Here is a 19,091-nt window from a genome sequence, read left to right on the forward strand (position 1 = left end):
GGCACCCGCGTTCACGGAAAGCGCGAACCGGCTCGCCATCGTCGTATCCGCGCGACTCCGCCGCGCACGGCGGGGGCTCCGCCACCCACACCCCCGAAAACCGCGCACGAACCGCCCCGCCCCCGGCACCCGCGTTCACGGAAAGCGCGAACCGGCTCGCCATCGTCGTATCCGCGCGACTCCGCCGCGCACGGCGGGGGCTCCGCCACCCACACCCCCCAAGACCGCACACGAACCGCCCCGCCCCCCGGCTCACTCCCTGGTCACACGTACCGTCCACGCGCCCGTGGGTGTTCGGTCCTCCACATCCACCCGCACCCTGTCGTCGGGCACGGTGAAGCTCTCCCCCACGTCCACGGGAGCGTCCGCGAGGGACGGGTACACCGAGGTGTTCCAGCAGGCAGCCGAGTGCGGATGGGCGTCGAGGACCTCGATCGGGCCGCCGCCCGAGGCCGTGTCCCCGTGGACGCGGTAGACGAGGACACCCTGGGTGCAGGTCGCGCTGTCGTTCCCCATGGCATCGCGGGCCTCGAGGGCGAGCACGCTGTCGATCCCGGTGCGGACGACCGCCAGCTTGGTGCCGTGCCCCGACCCGAACGCCTCCACGCCGGGCCCCAGGGGCGGCGCCCCCGGGGCCCCCGCCGTCCCGGAAGCCGGGGGCGCGCCCGCGTTCACCGCCACCTCCGGCACACCCTGCGCCCCCGACCCCAGCGGCTCCAGGGTCAGCCGCTTGCTCCCCCTGCCCTGTACGCACACCACCTGCCGGTCGTCCAGCCAGCCCAGCTTCCACTTGTGCCAGGCGAAGAGATCCGGAGCCAGTCCGAACTGGCTGCCCATGAGGTCCCAGTCGCCGACATAGGTGTCCCAGTCGCCCTTGCCGTCCACGGGACGGTGGTAGAGGTCGGGCAGATCGAAGACATGCCCCGTCTCGTGGGCGAGCACCAGGCGGTCCGGCGGATGCTTCTCGAAGACCGTGACCACCCGGCGGACGTCCGCGCCGTCGGCGTGCAAGGGCGTCTCCAGGTTGACCACCTTCGTGGCGTCGGAGTCGATGCCGGGCGCGTCGGGATCGGCCACGAAGTACACGACGTCGTACCGCGAGAAGTCGACCTCCCGGTCGGCCACCGCGAGCGCGTCGTGCAGGTACATGCTCCGGTGCTCGGGGTCCCAGTCGCGCCGTACGGCGTACGAGGGCGACGGGCGGGGCATCCGGATCCAGTGGTCCAGCGGATGCGGACGCACCGTGAACCGGCCGTAGGAGGCGCGGTCGAAGAAGCGGCTGGTCGCCGGGAAGTAGTCGGAGGTCAGTTCGGCCGGCGTGGTCGTCGGCGTGGAGTCCGGGAAGGACAGGAAGATCAGGACCGCGTCCAGCGGCCGGGTGGGGCGCGTGTAGGCGGCGTTCCAGGTGTCGACGCCCTCCGAGTGGTGCGCCTGGCTGCGGGTCAGCTGGCAGGCCGCCTCCAGAGAGCCGACCAGCGCGGGGCCCGCGACGAGCGAGGTCGCGGCCAGCGCCGTCATCGAGGTGGCCGCGGCCACCGTCTTGCGCAGAATGGGCGCCCGGCTCCGGACACGTCGCCGCGGGGCCTCGTGGCTGAGGCCCCTGCTGGGGAGCGGACACGGCACGTCGACCTCCGGGTGCGGTTTTTGGCAACTACGCACCCAGCCTTGTCGTACTTGTATTACTACGTCCTGTTTGTCTGCCCCAGAAGGGTGAGAGGCCGTCAGTCGGGGGAAAGCCCAGAAGGGAACCGCGACGGCCGGGGGAGGGGCAGTGCGGGGCGGGAGCACGCGAGGGCGCACGAGCACCGAGGGGGCGGCCGACATGGGCCGACGCCCCCAAGACTCACGGAACGTCACAGCCGAAGGCGACCTGATGGACCCGCGTGAGGTGCGAGCAGAAACGATCTGTCAGAACATGTGCTCGTTCCGGAAGACTGGACAGCGGCTGGAAGGCCCCTGGGTCAGCCTCTATGATCGGCACACTTTCCTGCACGAACACGGCTTGTACGGCCGTTCACCACGCGGCCGTCGACCCCGACGAGACCCACGAGATCCGTACGAAGAACGAGTGCACTGCGGGAGCGAGCGGTGAGCGGAATGTCCGAAGGGCCGACGCCCGCGGCAGACCTCGTCGGCCCGGTCGTCACAGAAAGTCACGACAGCACGTCATCTGGTACGCCTGCACCACCGTCCCTCCTCGGCGCGTATCCGCTTTCGCCCCCCGTGGACGCGCCGCCACCTCTCTCCCCCTGCCCGGGCCCTCGATCCACCTCCTTCGACGCGGTGTTCGCCGCCGCGCCGCTCGCCATGGCGGTCGTCGCCCGGGACGGCCAGGTGGTCACCGCCAACCAGGCGCTGGGAGAGCTGCTCGGCACCGGCACGAACGGGCCGGCCGGCAAGGCCGCCGCCGACCTGCTCGACCTGTCCTCCGACACCCGCACCTGGCACGCCTACCGCGAGGTGCTCCGCGGCCGCCAGGCCCGGCTGCGCTGCACGCGCCGCCTCAAGCACCCCGACGGACACTCGCTGTGGGTGCAGGTGACCGTCACCCCGCTGCCCGAGGCCGAGAAGGCCGTCCTGCTCTCGGTCACCGACATCGGCGCCCAGCGTGAACTCCAGTCCCGGCTACGCCATTTGCAGATGCACGACCCGGTGACCCGGCTGCCCAACCGCACCCTTTTCTTCGAACGTCTGTCTGCCGCGCTGGAGGCGGAGTCGTACGAGGAGAGCGGCACCGGCCGGATCGGGCTGTGCTATCTGGATCTCGACGGCTTCAAGGCGGTCAACGACACCCTCGGCCACCGCGTCGGCGACCGGCTGCTCGCGGCCGTGGCGGAGCGCCTGACGCAGTGCGCGGACGAGGCGGGACACGGACGGGCCACCACTCCTCTGGTGGCCCGGCTCGGCGGCGACGAATTCGCCCTGCTCGTCGAGGACTCGACGGGTACCGACCAACTCGCCGAGCTGGCCGAGTCGGTGCTCAAGGCGCTCCAGGCGCCCTTCGACCTGGCCGGGCAGCGGCTGTCGGTCTCCGCGTCCATCGGGGTGGTGGAGCGGCACGCGACCGGGACCACGGCAACCGGTCTGATGCAGGCGGCCGATACGACGCTGTACTGGGCGAAGGCCGACGGAAAGTCCCGCTGGACCCTCTTCGACCCCGAGCGCAACGCCCATCGCATGACCCGCCAGGCCCTCTCCTCCGGTCTGCGTCCGGCCATCGAGCGGGGCGAGTTCGCCCTGGAGTACCAGCCGCTCGTGGGCATGGAGGACGGCCGGGTGCGCGGGGTGGAGGCGCTGGTGCGCTGGCATCACCCCCAGCTCGGCACGCTGACGCCGAATCGGTTCATCGGATTGGCGGAGGAGGACGGCTCGATCGTGCAGCTCGGGCGCTGGGTGCTGAAGACCGCCTGCCGTCAGGCCCGCCGCTGGCAGCTGGAACGCCCGGACGAACCGCCGATCTTCGTCAGCGTGAATGTGGCGGTGCGCCAGGTCTGGGATTCCGACCTGGTGGCGGACGTGGCGGGAACGCTCGCGGAGACCGGACTCGCTCCGTATCTGCTCCAGTTGGAGCTGACCGAGTCCGCCGTCATGGGCTCGTCAGGCCGGCCGCTCCAGGCGCTCCAGGCGCTCAGCGACATGGGGGTGCGCATCGCCATCGACGACTTCGGCACCGGCTATTCGAACCTGGCCTACCTCAGCCGGCTGCCGGTGTCCGTGCTGAAGCTGGACGGCTCGTTCGTCCGCGGCTTCCAGTACGAGGGCACGGACGCCCATCCCAACCCCGCCGACGAGGTCGTCGTCGAGGCCATGATCCGGCTTGCCCACCGGCTGGGTCTGACGGTCACCGCGGAGTGCGTGGAGACCTCCGCGCAGGCCAGCCGGCTGCGCCGGATCGGCTGCGACACCGGTCAGGGCTGGCTGTACTCGCGGCCCGTGCCGCCCGACCGCATCTCCGAGCTGGTGGACGCGGAGACCTGCGGCCACCCCTGACCGGCGGGGTGCCGTCCCCCGAGCGACGACACCCCGCCGCGCTCAGGAAACCGGCAACCCGTAGGCGTCCGCGATCAGTTCGTACGAGCGCACGCGCAGCTCACCCCGGTGGGCGTGGGTGGTGATCATCAACTCGTCCGCGCCCGTGCGCTTCTGGAGGTCGTCCAGGCCCGTGCGCACCTCGTCCGCCGTGCCGTGGACGACGTTGGCGGACCAGGACCGGATGAACTCCTCCTCCAGCGGGCCGAGCGGGTCCCCCTCGGCCTCCTCCGGGGAGGGGAAGAGACCGGGCCGGCCGCTGCGCAGCCGCAGCATGCTCAGCGCACCCGCCCGCACCTGGCGGCGTGCCTCCTTCTCCTCGTCGGTGGCCAGCGCGCTGACGCCGATGAGGGCGTAGGGGGCGTCGAGGACCTCGGAGGGGCGGAAGGACTCGCGGTACAGATCGAGCGCCGGGACGGTGTTCTGTGCCGAGAAGTGGTGGGCGAAGGCGAAGGGCAGGCCGAGCATGCCGGACAGGCGGGCGCTGAAGCCCGAGGAGCCCAGCAGCCAGATCGGGGGACGGTGCGGGGACTGGACCCCGCCCGGGGAGGTGGCCTGCACCGGGCCCGGGACAGCGTGGATACGGGCGTAGGGGTGGCCGTCCGGGAAGTCGTCGTCGAGGAAGCGGGTCACTTCGGCGAGCTGCTGGGGGAAATCGTCGGCGCCCTCGTTCAGCCGGTCCGTGCGGCGCAGGGCGGCGGCGGTGGCGCCGTCGGTGCCCGGGGCGCGGCCCAGACCGAGGTCGACGCGGCCGGGGGCCATGGCCTCCAGCGTGCCGAACTGCTCGGCGATGGCCAGCGGGGCGTGGTTGGGCAGCATCACGCCGCCGGAGCCCAGACGGATACGGTCCGTGTGAGCGGCGAGGTGGGCGAGGATCACGGCGGGCGAGGAGGAGGCCACGCCCGGCATGGAGTGGTGTTCGGCGACCCAGTAGCGATGGAAGCCGCGGGACTCCGCGAGGCGCGAGAGGTGGACGCTGGTGCGCAGGGCGTCGGAGGCGGTGCGGCCCGCCCCGACCGTGACCAGGTCCAGTACCGAGAGGGGGACGGGAGCGGTGCCCTGTGCCGTGCCTCGGATCTCGTCCACCGGGGTGCCTCCTGTGTTGTGCGGCGCGTCTTGCGGTGCAGAACAGGAGGCAGTCCCCGGTTATTCCCGGGCGGCGGGACGGCTCCCGGCCCGGCATCGGGATGCCCGTCACACCTGGACCACCGGCTCCTTGGTGAACAGCGACCCGAGGGTCGGTGCGTTCACCCGGCGGTCCACCAGGCGCAGGGCCTCCCACATGGTGACCTGGTTCGCCGTGAGGACCGGCTTGACCAGCCCCTTCTCCAGCTCCGTGAGATACGCGGCGGTGTGCAGGGCGGTGTCGGGGAGCAGCACCGCGTGGGCGTCGGCATGGTCGCCCTGGCGGGCCAGCGCCAGCACCTCCTGCGCGCCCCACCTGCTCACCTCGTCCGGGGCGGCGCCCGCGCAGTGCACCGAGACCACCTCCACGCCCGCCGCCCGCAGGAACCCGGCGAACAGTTCCGCCACGTCGTCCGGGTACGTCGCCGCGACCGCCACCCGCCGCACCCCGATCTCGCGCACCGCGTGCACAAACGCGAAGGATGTGGCGGAGGCCGGCATTCCGGCGGCGAGCGCCAGGGCGCGCACCTGTTCGTGGGCGCCCTCCCAGCCGTGGACGAAGCTGCCGCTGGTCGACGCCAACACCACCGTCTCGGCGCCCGCGAGCCGCAGCTCGTCGACACCCGCCGCGAGCCGCCGCGATACGCCGTCCTCCGGGCGCTCGCCCGCTCCGGGGAGGAGCCCCTTCGTCGGAGCCTGCGCCAGTCGTGCTTCCTCGACATCGCCGGTGTGTACGAGGTCCACCCGGATGTCGCTGCCCAGCAACTGCTCCATGCGCGGATAGTCGTCCTCGGCGTGGTGGCCCGGGTAGAGGAATCCGAGTGCGGTCATGCCCAACCTTCCTGTTGTTCCGGCGGTACGGGTACCGGTGTGCCGCCGACTTCGGCAGAGCCCGAAGCGGACCCACGGGCCGGGTACCCAGGTAGGGCGGGGGCCTTCCCTTCCTCACCCGGTTGGCCGAACCCGGACGGCTTCAGGCGCCGGGTCGCACACCGTCCGCCGGTGCCGACCGAGCCCGGGCACGGGGTGCCGGGCGGCGCGTCCCGACCGTGTTGACGGCGCCGGGATCGGGTGCGAGTGTGTCAATCCGTGCATGTCAGACGCCCGGTCGGCCGCTCGGGCGCCCGTCGCCGAAGGGAGGAACGGTTCCCGTATGACCGCTCCCCCGCCGGGCCCCACACTGCTCGTCCTGGACGCCGAACCGCTCCCCCGGCTCGGCCGGCTCATGGGGCGGGCGCGGATCGAGCACGTGGACGCCTCCGCGCTGGCCGACCGGCTGCCGCACGCCGACGTTCTGCTGGTGTGGGACTTCCCCACGGACGCGGTGCGCGCGGCCTGGCCCGGTGACGGACCGCGGCCGCGCTGGGTGCACACGGCGAGCACGGGCGTGGACCATCTGATGTGCCCCGAACTCACCGCGTCCGACACCGTGGTGACGAACGCGCGCGGAGTCTTCGACCAGCCCGTGGCGGAGTACGTGGCCGGGCTCGTCCTCGCGATGGCCAAGGACCTGCCGCGCACCTGGGACCTGCAACGGGGGAGGCAGTGGCGGCCGCGCGAGGTGACGCGGGTCGGGGGCACGCGCGCGTGCGTGGTGGGTTCCGGGCCGGTCGGGCGCGCGATAGCCCGTACGCTCAAGACGCTCGACGTCACGGCGTCGATCGTGGGACGCGTCCCGCGTACCGGCATCCACGGTCCGGCCGATCTCGACCGGCTGATCGCCCGCGCCGACTGGGTGATCGCCGCGGCGCCGCTCACCGAGCGGACGGACGGCATGTTCGACACCCGCCGCTTCGGGATCATGCAGCCCTCGGCCCGTTTCATCAACGTCGCCCATGGCGCGCTGGTGGACGAGGAGGCGCTCGCCGGGGCACTGTCGAAGCGATGGATAGCCGGGGCGGCCCTGGATGTGCTCCGGCATGAACCTCCCACCCCCGACAGCCCGTTGTGGCAGGTCCCCGGGCTGCTGCTGTCCCCGCGCATGGCCGGCAGCACGGTCGGCCGGTCCGACGAACTCGGCCGCCAGTTCGTCGAGTTGTACGACCGCTGGGAGGCCGGCAAGCCCCTGCCGAACGTGGTCGACAAGCAACGCGGTTACGTCCCCGGCTACTGAGCCCACACGGCACGTCCGCACCCGCGGACCCGGCACCGGGCCACACGGATGCGGTGCGGCCCGGGCCGCGCCGGAAGAATTCGTCGGCATACCTCGCTTGGTCCCGGGTAGCCGCGCGCCCATGGCCGCACCACGGACGCATCACACAGGGAAACCCGCATTCACCAGACGGTCGCTGCTCGCCGGAATCGCCGCGTCCGGCGCGCTGGGCGCCGTCGGCTGCAGTCGTGTGGCCGAGGCGTCGGGCAGCCGCGGCGGAGATCTGCTGGGCCGGCTCAGGGCCCAGGGCGTCGTCCGCCTCGGCATCGCCGGGGAGATCCCCTTCGGCTACATCGACAAGAACGGCAAGCTCACCGGCGAGGCCCCGGAACTGGCGAGGGTCGTCTTCAAACGCCTCGGCGTCGACCGGGTCCAGCCCGTGCCGACCGAGTTCGGCTCGCTCATACCCGGCCTCGACTCACAGCAGTTCGACGTCGTCTCCGCCGGGATGTACATCACTCCGGACCGCTGCCAGCAGGTCGTCTTCGCCGACCCCGACTACCAGATGCTCGACTCCTTCATCGTGCGCAAGGGCAACCCGAAGGGTCTGCACAGCTACCGGGACATCGTCGAGAAGAAGGCGAAACTCGCCACCGGGACGGGATACGCGGAGATCCAGTACGCCGTCGAGGCCGGCTACCGGGAGAGCGACCTCCTCATCGTCCCGGACCAGGTCGCGGGCCTGAACGCGGTGGAGGCCGGCCGCGTCGACGCGTTCGCCGGAACCGCCCTCACCACCCGCGAGGTCGTCAAGAAGTCCGGTTCCGCCGAGGCCACCAAGCCCTTCGCGCCCCTGGTGAAGGGCAGACCGCACGTCGACGGCGGCGCCTTCGCCTTCCGGCGCACCGAGACCGCGCTGCGGGACGCCTTCAACGCCGAGCTGAAGAAGATGCGGGCGAACGGCGAACTCTTCCGCACCCTGCGGCCGTTCGGCTTCACCCGGGCCGAGATGACCGACATGACCGCGAAGGAGCTGTGCCGCGGATGACTTCCGGCCTGTGGGAACTCGTACTGAAAGGCGTCTGGACCACGCTCCAGCTCCTCGTGTTCAGCGCGCTGCTCGCGACGGCCGTCTCCTTCGCCGTCGGCATCGCACGCGTCCATCGCCGGTGGATCGTCCGCTTCCTCTCCGGCTTCTACACCGAGGTGTTCCGCGGCACCTCCGCCCTGATCATGATCTTCTGGGTGTTCTTCGTGCTGCCGCTGGCCTTCGGCTGGCAGCTGGTGCCGATGTGGGCGGGCACCCTCGCACTGGGACTGACCTACGGGGCCTACGGCGCCGAGATCGTGCGCGGCGCCCTGAACTCCGTCGACCCGGCGCAGCGCGAGGGCGGGATCGCGCTGAGCTTCACCCCGTGGCAGCGGATGCGCAAGATCCTGCTGCCACAGGCGGTGCCGGAGACCATCCCGCCGTTCTGCAACCTGCTGGCGGAGCTGCTCAAGGGCACCGCGCTGGTCTCCGTGATGGGCATGGGAGACCTGGCGTTCAGCGGCAATCTGGTACGGCTCGCGCTCCAGGAGAGCGCCCAGATCTACGCGTACGTCCTGATCATCTACTTCCTGATCGCCTTCCTGCTCACCCGGCTGATGCGGAGCCTGGAGCGCCGTCTCAAGGCCAGGGTGGGGAAGGCGCCGCGGTTGGGTGTCTCCGTTCCGGTGCCCGTCGGAGGTGGTGTCTCGTGACCTGGGACTGGGGCGCCGTCCGCGCCTTCATGCCGCACTTCTGGGACGGCCTGCTCGTCACCCTCGAGGCGCTGGCTCTCGGATCGGTGATCTCGTTCGCTCTGGGGCTGGTGTGGGCGCTGCTGATGCGCACTTCCACCCGGTGGGTTCGCTGGCCGGTGGGGGGCGTGACCGAGTTCATCCGGGACACCCCGCTGCTGGTACAGCTGTTCTTCCTGTTCTACGTGCTGCCCGAGTGGGGGCTCGCCTTCTCCGCACTGACCACCGGGGTCGTCGCGATCGGCCTGCACTACTCGACGTACACGATGCAGGTCTACCGGGCCGGCATCGAGGCCGTGCCCGCCGGGCAGTGGGAGGCCGCCACCGCGCTGAGCCTGCCGCCGCGGCGCACCTGGACGGCGGTGATCCTGCCGCAGGCGATCCGCCGGGTCGTGCCGGCGCTCGGCAACTACGTGATCGCGATGCTCAAGGACACTCCGATGCTGATGACGATCACCGTCCTCGACATGCTCGGCGAGGCGCGGCTCTTCTCCCAGCAGCACTTCCAGTTCACCGAGCCGCTCACCGTCATCGGTGTGGCCTTCGTCCTGATCTCCTACCCCGCCTCCCTCCTTCTGCGAGCCCTGGAGCGACGTCTTGTCCGCTGACATCCCCCTGATGAAGGAACCCGACGCCCACGCCCGTCCGCCGGCGGCCACCCGCGAGCTGATCCGCTTCGAGAAGGTCGCCAAGCGCTTCGGCGACCACACGGTCCTCGACGGGCTCGACTTCTCGGTCGAGGCGGGCAGGCACGTCACGCTGATCGGCCCCTCCGGCTCCGGGAAGACCACGATCCTGCGGCTGCTGATGACCCTGGACCAGCCCGACGAGGGCACGATCACGGTCGGCGGTCAGCGGCTGTTCCCGGCCGGCGAGAAGCAGGTCCGGGAGATCCGCAAGAACATCGGGATGGTCTTCCAGCAGTTCAACCTGTTCCCGAACATGAAGGTGCTGCGGAACGTCACCGAGGCGCCGGTCACCGTGCTCGGCCTGTCGAGGGACGAGGTCGAGCAGCGGGCGCGTGAGCTGCTGGACCTGGTGGGACTCGCCGACCATCTCGACAAGTACCCGAGCCAGCTCTCCGGCGGCCAGCAGCAGCGTGTGGCGATCGCCCGGGCGCTGGCCATGCGCCCGCAGGTGCTGCTGCTGGACGAGGTGACGTCGGCGCTCGACCCGGAGCTGGTCGCCGGGGTCCTCGACGTCCTCCGTGACATCGCCCGCAGCACGGACATCACCATGCTGTGCGTCACCCACGAGATGAACTTCGCGCGCGACATCTCGGACCGTGTCCTGATGTTTGATTCCGGACATGTGGTCGAGGCGGGAGCCCCGGAGAAGATCTTCAACGATCCCGAGCACACACGAACGCGGGAGTTCCTCAGCGCGGTCCTGTGACTACGGCAGGTGAACACGGCGATCCGGCCATGCCCGGCCCAAAGACGGCATGACCTTGGCATATGCCGGGTTGGCGCGTTCCTGTTGAGCGGCACAAAGTTCGTCAACACCCGCTCCCCGGCGCACCCTTGAGCCTTATCGTGGAGGCAGCCAAGCTGTCCCGAGAACGGCCCAAAAGCGCAGGGGGAGACCGTGGCGCTGACCCATGAGCCGACCGCCCCGTACCACTCGGCCCAGGACGCGCTGCGCGTCCTGGAGACGGTGGCGCGGCACTCCGAGGGCGTCACCGACGCCGTCCTGGCCCGCCGGACCGGACTCGGCTCCGAACGGCTGACCTCCCTCCTGCGGATGCTGCGCCGGGAGGGCTACGTGGAGCAGACCGCCGACGGCGCGTACGTCACCGGAGCCACCCTCAGCCGGCTGGGGTCCGCGCAGGGCCACGAGGAGGCGCTGCGGCAGAAGCTCCAGCAGACCCTCGACGAGCTGCGGGACTCGGTGGGCGCAGCGGTCTACATCAGCCGGTACATCGACGGGGAGGTGCAGGTGACTCAGCTCGCGGAGGGCCCGGCGACGCCCGCGGTGCACGAGTGGGTGGACTTCCGCTCTTCCGCACATGCGAGCGCGGTCGGCAAGAGCCTGCTCGGGCAGCTCGACGTCAACGGCCGGCGGGACCACCTCGCCCGGCACAAGATGGCACGGCTCACCTCGCGGACGATCACCAACGAGAAGGTGCTGCTGTCCCGGCTCGACGCCCACCCGCCGACGGTCCCGGTGCTCGACCTCCAGGAGTACGCGGTGGGCACGGTGTGCGCGGCCGTCCCGATCACCGCCGGCTCCTCGGTCGGCTGCCTGGCACTGTCCCTGCCGGTGGAGCACGCGCACCGGCTGCGGCAGGCGGCGGACCGGCTGAACAAGGGGGCGGCCCCGGTGCTGCTCTCCCTCGCCATCTGAGGTGGTCACAAGCACCCCGATGGACCAGGTAGTATTTCTTATGTCGCCGGGCGCGAGAGCGTGAAGCGACGGAGTCTGCGCCGCTAGCTCAGTTGGTTAGAGCAGCTGACTCTTAATCAGCGGGTCCGGGGTTCGAGTCCCTGGCGGCGCACCATGACGATGGCGAGCTTGTTCGCGTGAAAGCGCGAGAAGCTCGCCATCGTCGTATCCGCGGCTTGTTTGGCCGGCCGCTGTTCGCCATCGCCGCATGATGCGCGGCCTGGTCGGGCGCTGTGCCGATTGGCCGGGCTCCGGTCCTAGGGCATGCCCGCGAACAGGTCGTCCGTCGTGAAGGCGTGGTACGTCACCATGAAGCCGACGCAGAAGGCGACGATCACCGAGAGGAAGACGAGGATGCCCACCGTGCCCGCGAGGGCCTTCCCCGGAGCCGGGGAGTGTGCGGTGGCGCGTTCGGGGTGGGCCCGCGTGTAGTGGACGGGCACGATGTCGCCCTCCACCGTCGTCGAGGGGCCGTTCGCCTCCTCGAAGCGGACGGTGCGGCCCTCGTGGGTGGTGAACTCGTAGACATGGTGCAGCGTCGTGGTGACGGACGTTTCACCGCCACCGCTGGTGGTCGAATACGTCCGCAGACAGCGCGCCTCGGCGGTCAGCCCACTGCTCCAGTTGCTCCGCAACTGGAGCGAGCGGCGGACCACCCTCGCCGCCATGGACAGTACCCCGGCCATGATCAGGCCCGGCACCGCATAGAAGAAGAAGTCCATGGTCCCCCCGTACGACTCCACGCACGCCGTCATGGTCATGTCGACGTGCGTGGAACGTACCCGCCCGGATCGCCGTGGCCCCTCAAGCGAAGCTCAGAATCCGGCCCCGGGACGGACTCGGGACAGGGGTGGTGCTCAGAACGTGACGTCCGCGCACGAGTAGAACGCGTTGCCGGTGTCCGCGATCGTCCACACCCCGAGGATGAGGTGGTGTCCGCTCAGCCCGGTCGGCAGGGTGCCGGTGTGGGTGAGCGTGGAGGGCGGGCGCTGACCGTTGTACGGGACCGTCAGGAACGGGGTGGTGTTCAGGTCCGCCCTGGTCAGGGCGTGGTTCTGATTCCAGCCCGGTTTGGTGACGTAGTACCTGAAGTCGGTCGTCGCGTGTGCGGCGGTGAACTGCCAGCGGAAGGTGTAGCTCTGCCCGCCGCTGACCCTGGTCGTCGGCCACGCCGTGCCCGAGGGGGTTCTGGGCTGGTCGAGTGCGCCGAAGTTGGCGTGGTTCGCCGAACAGATCCGACCGTCGCTCGGCCCAGCCGCCGGGAAGCCCTTCGGGCCCTCGACGCTCTGCGGCTCCCACTGGATGTCGCCGCAGCCGGTGACGATGCCGCCGTTGGCGGCGCACATCTTCTGCCGGCTGAGCGGCTGGTCGGTGTAGCCGTGGGCGCTGGCGCCGCCGGTGGAGAGCACGAACGTGCCCGCGGTGGCCAGGCCGACCACGGCCGCGTACCACTTCGCCTTTCTGGTCGTACGGATGCGCATGCTGCCGCTCCTGAAGGATGTGGGGAGTTCCTCGAGCCATGCGCGCGCATTCAGGTCTAGACCAAGTCCCAGATTATGGTCGCGAGTTGAACATGTCCATACCAATCGCGACCCGTCTTCGCCCTTCGTCTTCGTCCTAGGTCTTCGTCCTCGGTCCTCGTCCTTGGTCCTCGTCCTTGGTCCTCGTCCCTTGTCTTCGCCCGCGTCTTCCCCTTCACCCTCCGTCGGCCGGGCGCCCCGTGTAGAACGCGACCGTCAGGTCCTTCACCAGTGCCTTGCGCTCGTAGTCGTCGAGTTCGACCAGGCCCCGCATGGTCAGCCGGGTCACCGTGTCCTCCACCGAGTCCACCACCGTGCTGAGCACCGTGTCCCGGTGCTCGGCGTCGAGCGCTGCGATACGGCGGCGCTGGAGCCGCTCGGCGACCTCGGGCGCGTACTCGATCCGGGTCGGCTGCGCCGCGAACACCTCCAGCCCGGCAGACTCCACGTCCGCCGCCACCAGCCGGGTCAGCGCCTCACCGATCGCCTCGAAATTGCGCAGACTCACCACGTCCTTCGTCGCGGACGCGTCCGCCGGCACCTGAGGCACCAGCCGCGCGAGCGCCGACTCCACGCACTCCCGCAGATAGGTCTGGTGGTCGTCGATGCCGAGCACGGCGCGCGCGGTGTCCCTGACCCGCCAGGTCACCAGCACGACCACCCGCAACGCGACCCCGTTGGCGTCGACCACCGCGATCGGCTCGCTGTGCCAGTGCCGCAGCCGCACATCGGCCCGGTGGCGCACCACCAGCGGATTCACCCACATCAGTCCGGTGCGGCGGGCCGTGCCCCGGTAGCGGCCGAACACACCGAGCACCCAGGCGTACCCGGTGCGCCCCCGCATGAGCCCGCTGAAGCCGAGCAGGCCGAGCGCCCCCGCCCCGGCGTACGCGGCCAGCTGCTCGAGCCCGATCCCGGTGCCCGCGCTCGCCGGAAGCTCCAGCACCCGCATCGCGGCCGGGGACAGAACGCCCGCCCACCACGAGACGACCCCGCAGCCGCACAGGCCGCCGAGCCCGGCCAGCACACCCACCCACCCGGGCAGCACCCGGGCCGGCCGCTCGGACAGTTCGGGATCCGAGACCGGCGACCGCCGCGCCGGCTCGGCGGCGCCGCGCACGCACGGCTGCTCACCGGTGCCTAGCCGGCGCCGCACCACGGTCGGGGCGAGCGGCACGGATGCCGATTCGGGGATGTCCCGGAACAGCAGATGGACCGGGATCTCGGTGGTCGACTCACCGTGGATGAGCCGGGCGGACGAGGGGCCGATGTCCTGCGGCGCCCCCTCGGGCTCCGGGACCGGCGATGACGTCGTGCTCATAACTTGCCTCCACCCTCCGCGCCAGGAGGTGTCGTGCCGGGATGTGCCGGACAGCGGGCCGGGGCCGGGCCGGGAGGCCGGGCCTGGAAATAGGGACAGGGTCTCCGGGCCGAGCCGGAGGGTCAGGAGAACAGGTGCCGCCACGTCTCGGGCCCCGGGTAGCCGTCGGCCGCGCTGCCGCGCCAGCCCAGGGCACGCTGGAACGCCTGGACGTTGCGCCGGTCGGCCTCGTGCCACCGCGGACCCGGCCCGTCGGTGTAGTACCTGCCGAACCCCTTCTCGACCAACTGCCGTCCCAGCCGGGCGACGTGGGGGCCGGCGACGCCCGGCCGGAACGCGTCCCGGCCCGGGTAGGCGGGCGCCCCTGACGGGAGGGCACCCGCAAGGGCCCTCGGGAGAAGGGACCGGCCGCGCACGGCGAGCAGGCCACCGAGCTCGGCGACATATGTGTCGCCGGGGCCCCCGCCGACTGAGGCGAGCCCCGGGATGCCGACCGTCGGCAGGTGCGCGCCACCCGCCGGGAGCGGTGTGTCCTTGCCTTCCTCGGCGGCCTTCCCGGCCACGACGCCCTTGTAGCGGTAGGGCACATAGCGGCCGGAGTTGGTCCAGTACGCGTAGGGGGTGGTCCTGCGGCGGGCGCGCGGCGGCGTCTCCTCGTAGGCGATGTAGTACCGGTGCGTGTAGTTGGTCCAGCCGCCGAAGATGACGACGTGCGAGCCCTTCTCCGGATTGTCGACGTTGTGGAAGAGGAGGATGTCGCCGGGTTGCAGCTCGTCCTTGGGGATGCGGACCGCGAACTGGTCGAGGCTGCCCGTCCACTCGTTGCTGCCGAGGTTCCAGGCCATGGAGACGAAGCCGGAGCAGTCCTGCCGGTAGCCGTCCGTCCAGTAGTCGTCCATGCTGTACGGCACCTTGGCCGCGACCCACTTCTTGGCCCGTTTGATGATCTCGGCCCGGGTCGTCGTGGGCATCGACTCCCCGCTCGGCATCACGCCCGTGCCGTGCAGCGGTGAGATGTGCCCCTGCGGGGTGGACTGCGGCTCCTCACCGGTGGGAACGATCGGCCAGGGGGTGTCCTGGGTGGCCGCCACGGCGGGCACCGCCTGGCCGGAGCCGACGAGCACCGCACCCGCGGCGGCCAGCGCGAGGACCCCCCGGACCGCCGGACGCAGGGTCCGTCCGCAGGGGCGGTGAGGAAGGACGGCACGGCGTCCGCGGGCGCGTCGGGGGGCACGGCGTTCGCGGGTGCATCGGGGGCAGTCGCAGTCGTTTGCGGGCTCGATGTCCTCGCATACCGGAGTCTTCATGCGATTCCCCTCACGCTCCCTGTCCGAACCCTGGCCGATTTGTCGTAAATTATGTAAATCCGTCAGCTTTCCAACTGTCCACTCGAATCGCCTGGTGACGCCCAGAAAGATGCACAGGGGACCATCAGCCGGGGGTACGGGCACGCCAGGACGGAGGCCCCCACCGGGTGGCCGGACCGGGAGCACCCTTCGGGATCGGGTAGAGTTCTCCAGGTCAGCAGGCGCCGCTAGCTCAGTTGGTTAGAGCAGCTGACTCTTAATCAGCGGGTCCGGGGTTCGAGTCCCTGGCGGCGCACGACCGAAGGGGCCTCCTCGCCACGGCGAGGGGGCCCCTTCGCATGCAGTATCCCCATGGGCGGGTATGACCGGTAAACAACGTGAAGTGGCTGCCGTGGAACGGCGGTTGGGGGATCGGACCGGTTGCGCCACGCGGGGACGGGAGACCCGCCCGAGGGCAGCAACTGCGCCGGTCGCGGGGCACCTCCGAGACGATCCTCAAGCAGTGCCGGAAGGGCTTCTTCTCGCTGCCGCCCGGCAGGCTCGTCAACCAACCGGCGGCACAATGCCTCCGCCCCGGTCTACGCGCGCGCTCGCTCACGGCCCTCGCTGCCCGGCGGGCCGTGGACTTCACGACGTCCGGGAACAGGGTCACGGTGACGGTGCCGAAGAACCGGGACCTGGTGCCGTCGGGCCCGTACAGGCTCTTCGTGGACGACGACCAGGGAACCGAGATCTTCGAAACCTGCCTCCTGCTGTGACGCACGGGCACACCGCCGCTCCCCCTGCCCCTGTACGAGGAGAATGTGATGGACACCGCACTGCTCGTCCTGAGGCCGGCCGTCGGCCTGCTGCTCGCCGGACACGGCGTCCAGAAGGTCAGCCACCGCCCCGGAGGAGCGGGGATCGGGGGCGGAGCGGCGGAGTTCCGGCAGACGGGTTCCGCGGCGGCCGGCTCACCGCGGCCACCCCGGGCCTCGGGCAGATCGCCGCGGGTCTGCTGCTCAGTGCGGGAGCGCTCACCCCCCTGGCCGCCGTCATCGCGTGGGGAGTCATGACCGTCGCGATCACCGTGAAGTGGTCGAACGGGGTGTGGGTGCAGAACAACGGCTACGAGTACCCGATCGTCCTGGTGCTCGTGCCCGTCGCGCTGACGCTCTCTTCCTGCCGAGAACCGGGGAACATCCGCGCCGCGCAGGCGTTGAGACAGCCCTGGAGAACGAAGCGACGGGCCCGCAGGGCGCGGCACCGCCGTCCCCGGTCGACGGTGACGATGACCGGAACGACGACGACAGCATCGATCATGAACTGCTCTACGGGTGGAGACTGGCCGAGGACGGCTTCCAGGCCACACACGAGTTCCTCGCGAGCGAGCTGGGCGAGCGCTTCGGCCTCGGCAGGGGCACCGCCAACGTACTGATGCGCCTCCACATCGCCCCGGGCAACGGATGCCGATGACCAACCTGGCGCAGGAGGCCGGCATGTCCAGCAGCGGGTTCACCAAGCTCGCCGACCGCATGCGCCGCCGACCTGGCCCGGCGTGTGTCGTGCGCGGCCGACCGGCGCATGACGTACCTCGAACTGACGACCGGTGGAAAGGACACAGCCCAGGCGATCTCCCTGGCGGCGACGGAGATCCTCCGCTCCCGAATGCTCACACCCCTCGGACACCACGGATTCCGCGTCCTCACCGAGGCGATGCGTGAAGTGCGCGACGTCAACCAGGGATCCGCTGAATAACGGCGGCAGACGGGGCGCTACTCTGCGTTCTCGGTGAGCTTCAGCGCGTACTCCGCCCACCAGTCCCCCGCCTTCGGGCCGCCCTTGCAGGTGCCGTCGGACTCGCCCGGCCCCGTACCGGCCGTTGCCGCTGCGGCTCGTGTCGATCACGTATCGCTCCCCGTGGAACCGGTCCGGGGTGCAGCCCTCCACCATGTGCACACGGCGTCCGGCTCCAGGATCACCGTCGCGCGCCGATCCCCGAGGCCCCGGGCCACCCCGTCCATCCGGGCCCGGTACGCGACACCGTCCGTCGCGCCGCCCTGCGAGAACGGCGGTCCGCCTCGGCCCTCTTCCCGGTCTTGCGGTACGCGGCGGCCTGGCGTGTCGCGTTGCCGTCCGGGTTGGCCCGGAAGGGAATCGCGACATACCCGTCGCGGCCCCCACGAGATCGCCGGATTCGTGCCCGGCGGCTGTCACGGCCCGCCGGTCCTCATCGCGTCACGCCCGTCAGATAAGCCGACACCACCACGTTCGCCGTGTAGGTACGGCTCTCCCGGTCGAAGGAGCCGCCGCAGGTGATCAGCCGCAGCTCCGCCCGGCCCGACCGCCGTGTCCCGTACGCCTCATGGGCGTCGAACCGGTCGCGGGCGAGTACCTGGACACCCTCGACGGTGAACTCGGCGACCCGGCCGTCGCCGCGCGCCACCCGCACCTTCGCGCCCTGCCGCAGGCTGCTCAGCTTGTAGAAGACGGCGGGCCCGGTCTCGGTGTCGACGTGTCCGACGAACAGCGCCGTCCCGACCGCACCCGGTGTCACCCCTGCCCCGTACCACCCGGCCACGCCGGGCCGGTCGAAGGGCGGCGGGTCGATCGCCCCCTGCGGGTCCAGGCCTCGTGCCACGACGGGGGCCTGCACACCCAGGGCGGGGATGTCCACGCGCAACGGCATGGCCTTCCCCAACGGCTTGGCCGCGGGCGGCAGTTCGGTGTCCGGGGGCCGGCCGGCGGCGGCCATGTCCCCGGTCGCCGGCGCGGAGACCCCCGGGTGGACATCGGTGACCTCGCGCCCCCACACCCACAGACCGAGCAGCAGGACCACCCAGGCGACGCCGATCAGCAGACGGCCGGTGCCGGAGGAATGTTCGTCTCTGGTCACGGTTCACTCCCGGCCACGGCCCCGGCGGAAGCTCCGCGCGATGATCACGATGGCGGCGACACTCACCAGGACGATTCCGATGATCGCCTGCCGGGCGTCCGGCCCGGCGTTGCGGGCGTCGGCGGACGACCGGTAGGCGGTGGCGCCGCCGCCCGCGTGCACCGGCGCGACCGGCGAGGAGGGCGCGGCGGGGGCACGTGAGGAGGCGCGGGCGGCCGGGGACGCGGGGCCGCCGGAGCGGGAGGCGGCGGGGGAAGCGGAGGCGGTTGGGACGGCGGACGGGGTGGACGGCGCGAGCGGCACCGCTCCGCCGACGGTGAGCACGCCCTTGACCTCCCGGCCGTCGCAGCCGACGGTGACCGGATACAGGCCCGGACGCACCGTGGAGCGCACCCGGGTGTTTCCGGTCAGGATGCCGCCCCTCCCCACGAGCCGCGCGTCGGCGGCGAACGCTTCGGAAGCCGCGCTGCCGGTCGCCCCGGCACAGCCCCGCACGGACAGCCGGACATCGGTGCCGGGCGAGGGGAAGGCGGGGGTCAGGAAGACGCCCTGCGCGTCCGCCGCGGATGCCGTGGGCGCGAGGGCGGCCGCGACGACGGCCCCCGCACACAGAGTGAGCCGTAGTGAACCCATCGTGAACCTCCCGATACCAGGA

The 19,091-nt window shown here is 71.2% G+C and carries 18 protein-coding genes, 2 tRNA genes and 3 pseudogenes; 12 read left to right on the top strand and 11 right to left on the bottom strand.

The features are described from left to right. Positions 1–252: 252 nt before the first annotated feature. Complete coding sequence (locus tag ABZ876_RS22250) at positions 253–1,623, bottom strand: M6 family metalloprotease domain-containing protein (RefSeq protein ID WP_361783782.1); 1,371 nt, start codon at positions 1,621–1,623, stop codon at positions 253–255. Positions 1,624–2,088: 465 nt separating this feature from the next. Here ABZ876_RS22250 and ABZ876_RS22255 point away from each other — a divergent pair, with 465 nt between their 5' ends. Further along, positions 2,089–3,990 carry an EAL domain-containing protein gene (locus ABZ876_RS22255; protein WP_361783784.1) on the top strand — a complete coding sequence of 634 codons (1,902 nt, stop codon included), beginning with the start codon at positions 2,089–2,091 and terminating at the stop codon, positions 3,988–3,990. A 42-nt stretch (positions 3,991–4,032) separates the two neighbouring features. Here the strand turns inward: ABZ876_RS22255 and ABZ876_RS22260 are convergent, their stop codons facing one another. Then, positions 4,033–5,115 carry an LLM class flavin-dependent oxidoreductase gene (locus ABZ876_RS22260; RefSeq protein ID WP_361783787.1) on the bottom strand — a complete coding sequence of 361 codons (1,083 nt, stop codon included), beginning with the start codon at positions 5,113–5,115 and terminating at the stop codon, positions 4,033–4,035. Positions 5,116–5,223: 108 nt separating this feature from the next. Beyond that, positions 5,224–5,985, bottom strand: a complete 762-nt coding sequence (locus tag ABZ876_RS22265; protein ID WP_361783790.1) for a decarboxylase — start codon at positions 5,983–5,985, stop codon at positions 5,224–5,226. Between the two features lie 322 nt (positions 5,986–6,307). On the opposite strand from ABZ876_RS22265, the gene ABZ876_RS22270 reads away from it, so the two are divergent. From ABZ876_RS22270 to ABZ876_RS22300, 7 genes are all read left to right on the top strand, one after another. Continuing rightward, complete coding sequence (locus ABZ876_RS22270; RefSeq protein WP_361783793.1) at positions 6,308–7,267, top strand: D-2-hydroxyacid dehydrogenase; 960 nt, start codon at positions 6,308–6,310, stop codon at positions 7,265–7,267. Between the two features lie 121 nt (positions 7,268–7,388). Beyond that, positions 7,389–8,294 carry an ectoine/hydroxyectoine ABC transporter substrate-binding protein EhuB gene (ehuB, locus tag ABZ876_RS22275; protein ID WP_361783796.1) on the top strand — a complete coding sequence of 302 codons (906 nt, stop codon included), beginning with the start codon at positions 7,389–7,391 and terminating at the stop codon, positions 8,292–8,294. Continuing rightward, complete coding sequence (gene ehuC / locus ABZ876_RS22280) at positions 8,291–8,989, top strand: ectoine/hydroxyectoine ABC transporter permease subunit EhuC (RefSeq protein WP_361783799.1); 699 nt, start codon at positions 8,291–8,293, stop codon at positions 8,987–8,989. The genes ehuB and ehuC overlap by 4 nt, the downstream gene beginning before the upstream one ends. Then, positions 8,986–9,636 (top strand): ectoine/hydroxyectoine ABC transporter permease subunit EhuD, encoded by a 651-nt coding sequence (gene ehuD, locus ABZ876_RS22285; RefSeq protein WP_361783802.1) that lies wholly within the window; start codon positions 8,986–8,988, stop codon positions 9,634–9,636. Before ehuC ends, ehuD begins: the two co-directional genes overlap by 4 nt. A gap of 10 nt (positions 9,637–9,646) precedes the next feature. Continuing rightward, entirely contained in the window at positions 9,647–10,423 is a 777-nt protein-coding gene (gene ehuA / locus ABZ876_RS22290) for an ectoine/hydroxyectoine ABC transporter ATP-binding protein EhuA (protein WP_361784252.1), read from the top strand. A 192-nt stretch (positions 10,424–10,615) separates the two neighbouring features. Further along, a complete protein-coding gene (locus ABZ876_RS22295; protein WP_361783805.1) occupies positions 10,616–11,374 on the top strand; it encodes an IclR family transcriptional regulator C-terminal domain-containing protein in 759 nt (252 codons plus the stop codon). A gap of 77 nt (positions 11,375–11,451) precedes the next feature. Further along, a tRNA-Lys gene (locus ABZ876_RS22300) sits at positions 11,452–11,528 on the top strand. A gap of 142 nt (positions 11,529–11,670) precedes the next feature. On the opposite strand, the gene ABZ876_RS22305 is transcribed toward ABZ876_RS22300, so the two are convergent. The 4 genes from ABZ876_RS22305 to ABZ876_RS22320 all read right to left on the bottom strand — a co-directional run bounded on the left by ABZ876_RS22305 (position 11,671) and on the right by ABZ876_RS22320 (position 15,561). Beyond that, positions 11,671–12,135: a DUF3592 domain-containing protein gene (locus ABZ876_RS22305; RefSeq protein WP_361784255.1), complete on the bottom strand. Its 465-nt coding sequence runs from the start codon at positions 12,133–12,135 to the stop codon at positions 11,671–11,673. A gap of 135 nt (positions 12,136–12,270) precedes the next feature. After that, entirely contained in the window at positions 12,271–12,894 is a 624-nt protein-coding gene (locus ABZ876_RS22310; protein WP_361783808.1) for a lytic polysaccharide monooxygenase, read from the bottom strand. Between the two features lie 214 nt (positions 12,895–13,108). Further along, the gene (locus ABZ876_RS22315; protein ID WP_361783811.1) at positions 13,109–14,254 is read right to left on the bottom strand and encodes an SPFH domain-containing protein; all 1,146 of its coding nucleotides are present in this window, start codon (positions 14,252–14,254) and stop codon (positions 13,109–13,111) included. Positions 14,255–14,376: 122 nt separating this feature from the next. Next, positions 14,377–15,561, bottom strand: a complete 1,185-nt coding sequence (locus ABZ876_RS22320; RefSeq protein WP_361783814.1) for a peptidoglycan-binding protein — start codon at positions 15,559–15,561, stop codon at positions 14,377–14,379. A 221-nt stretch (positions 15,562–15,782) separates the two neighbouring features. Here ABZ876_RS22320 and ABZ876_RS22325 point away from each other — a divergent pair. From ABZ876_RS22325 to ABZ876_RS22335, 3 genes and pseudogenes are all read left to right on the top strand, one after another. Beyond that, positions 15,783–15,856, top strand: a tRNA-Lys gene (locus tag ABZ876_RS22325). Between the two features lie 322 nt (positions 15,857–16,178). Continuing rightward, positions 16,179–16,319: pseudogene (locus ABZ876_RS22330) on the top strand (galactose oxidase-like domain-containing protein); the annotation flags it as partial. Between the two features lie 48 nt (positions 16,320–16,367). Continuing rightward, positions 16,368–16,714: pseudogene (locus ABZ876_RS22335) on the top strand (DoxX family protein); the annotation flags it as partial. Here ABZ876_RS22335 and ABZ876_RS22340 read toward each other — a convergent pair. Next, a complete protein-coding gene (locus ABZ876_RS22340; RefSeq protein ID WP_361784279.1) occupies positions 16,669–16,863 on the bottom strand; it encodes a hypothetical protein in 195 nt (64 codons plus the stop codon). The pseudogene ABZ876_RS22335 and the gene ABZ876_RS22340 overlap by 46 nt on opposite strands. Positions 16,864–17,124: 261 nt before the next feature. On the opposite strand from ABZ876_RS22340, the gene ABZ876_RS22345 reads away from it, so the two are divergent. Continuing rightward, a complete protein-coding gene (locus ABZ876_RS22345) occupies positions 17,125–17,298 on the top strand; it encodes a hypothetical protein (RefSeq protein ID WP_361783817.1) in 174 nt (57 codons plus the stop codon). Positions 17,299–17,315: 17 nt separating this feature from the next. On the opposite strand, the pseudogene ABZ876_RS22350 reads toward ABZ876_RS22345, so the two are convergent. The 3 genes and pseudogenes from ABZ876_RS22350 to ABZ876_RS22360 form a co-directional block, all read right to left on the bottom strand. Next, a pseudogene (locus ABZ876_RS22350) lies at positions 17,316–17,695 on the bottom strand (hypothetical protein); the annotation flags it as partial. 75 nt (positions 17,696–17,770) lie between these two features. Beyond that, the gene (locus ABZ876_RS22355; protein ID WP_361783820.1) at positions 17,771–18,436 is read right to left on the bottom strand and encodes a class F sortase; all 666 of its coding nucleotides are present in this window, start codon (positions 18,434–18,436) and stop codon (positions 17,771–17,773) included. A gap of 3 nt (positions 18,437–18,439) precedes the next feature. Beyond that, the gene (locus ABZ876_RS22360) at positions 18,440–19,069 is read right to left on the bottom strand and encodes a hypothetical protein (RefSeq protein WP_361783823.1); all 630 of its coding nucleotides are present in this window, start codon (positions 19,067–19,069) and stop codon (positions 18,440–18,442) included. Positions 19,070–19,091: the final 22 nt, after the last annotated feature.

This window comes from Streptomyces sp. NPDC046931 (assembly GCF_040644655.1).
Classification (GTDB): domain Bacteria; phylum Actinomycetota; class Actinomycetes; order Streptomycetales; family Streptomycetaceae; genus Streptomyces.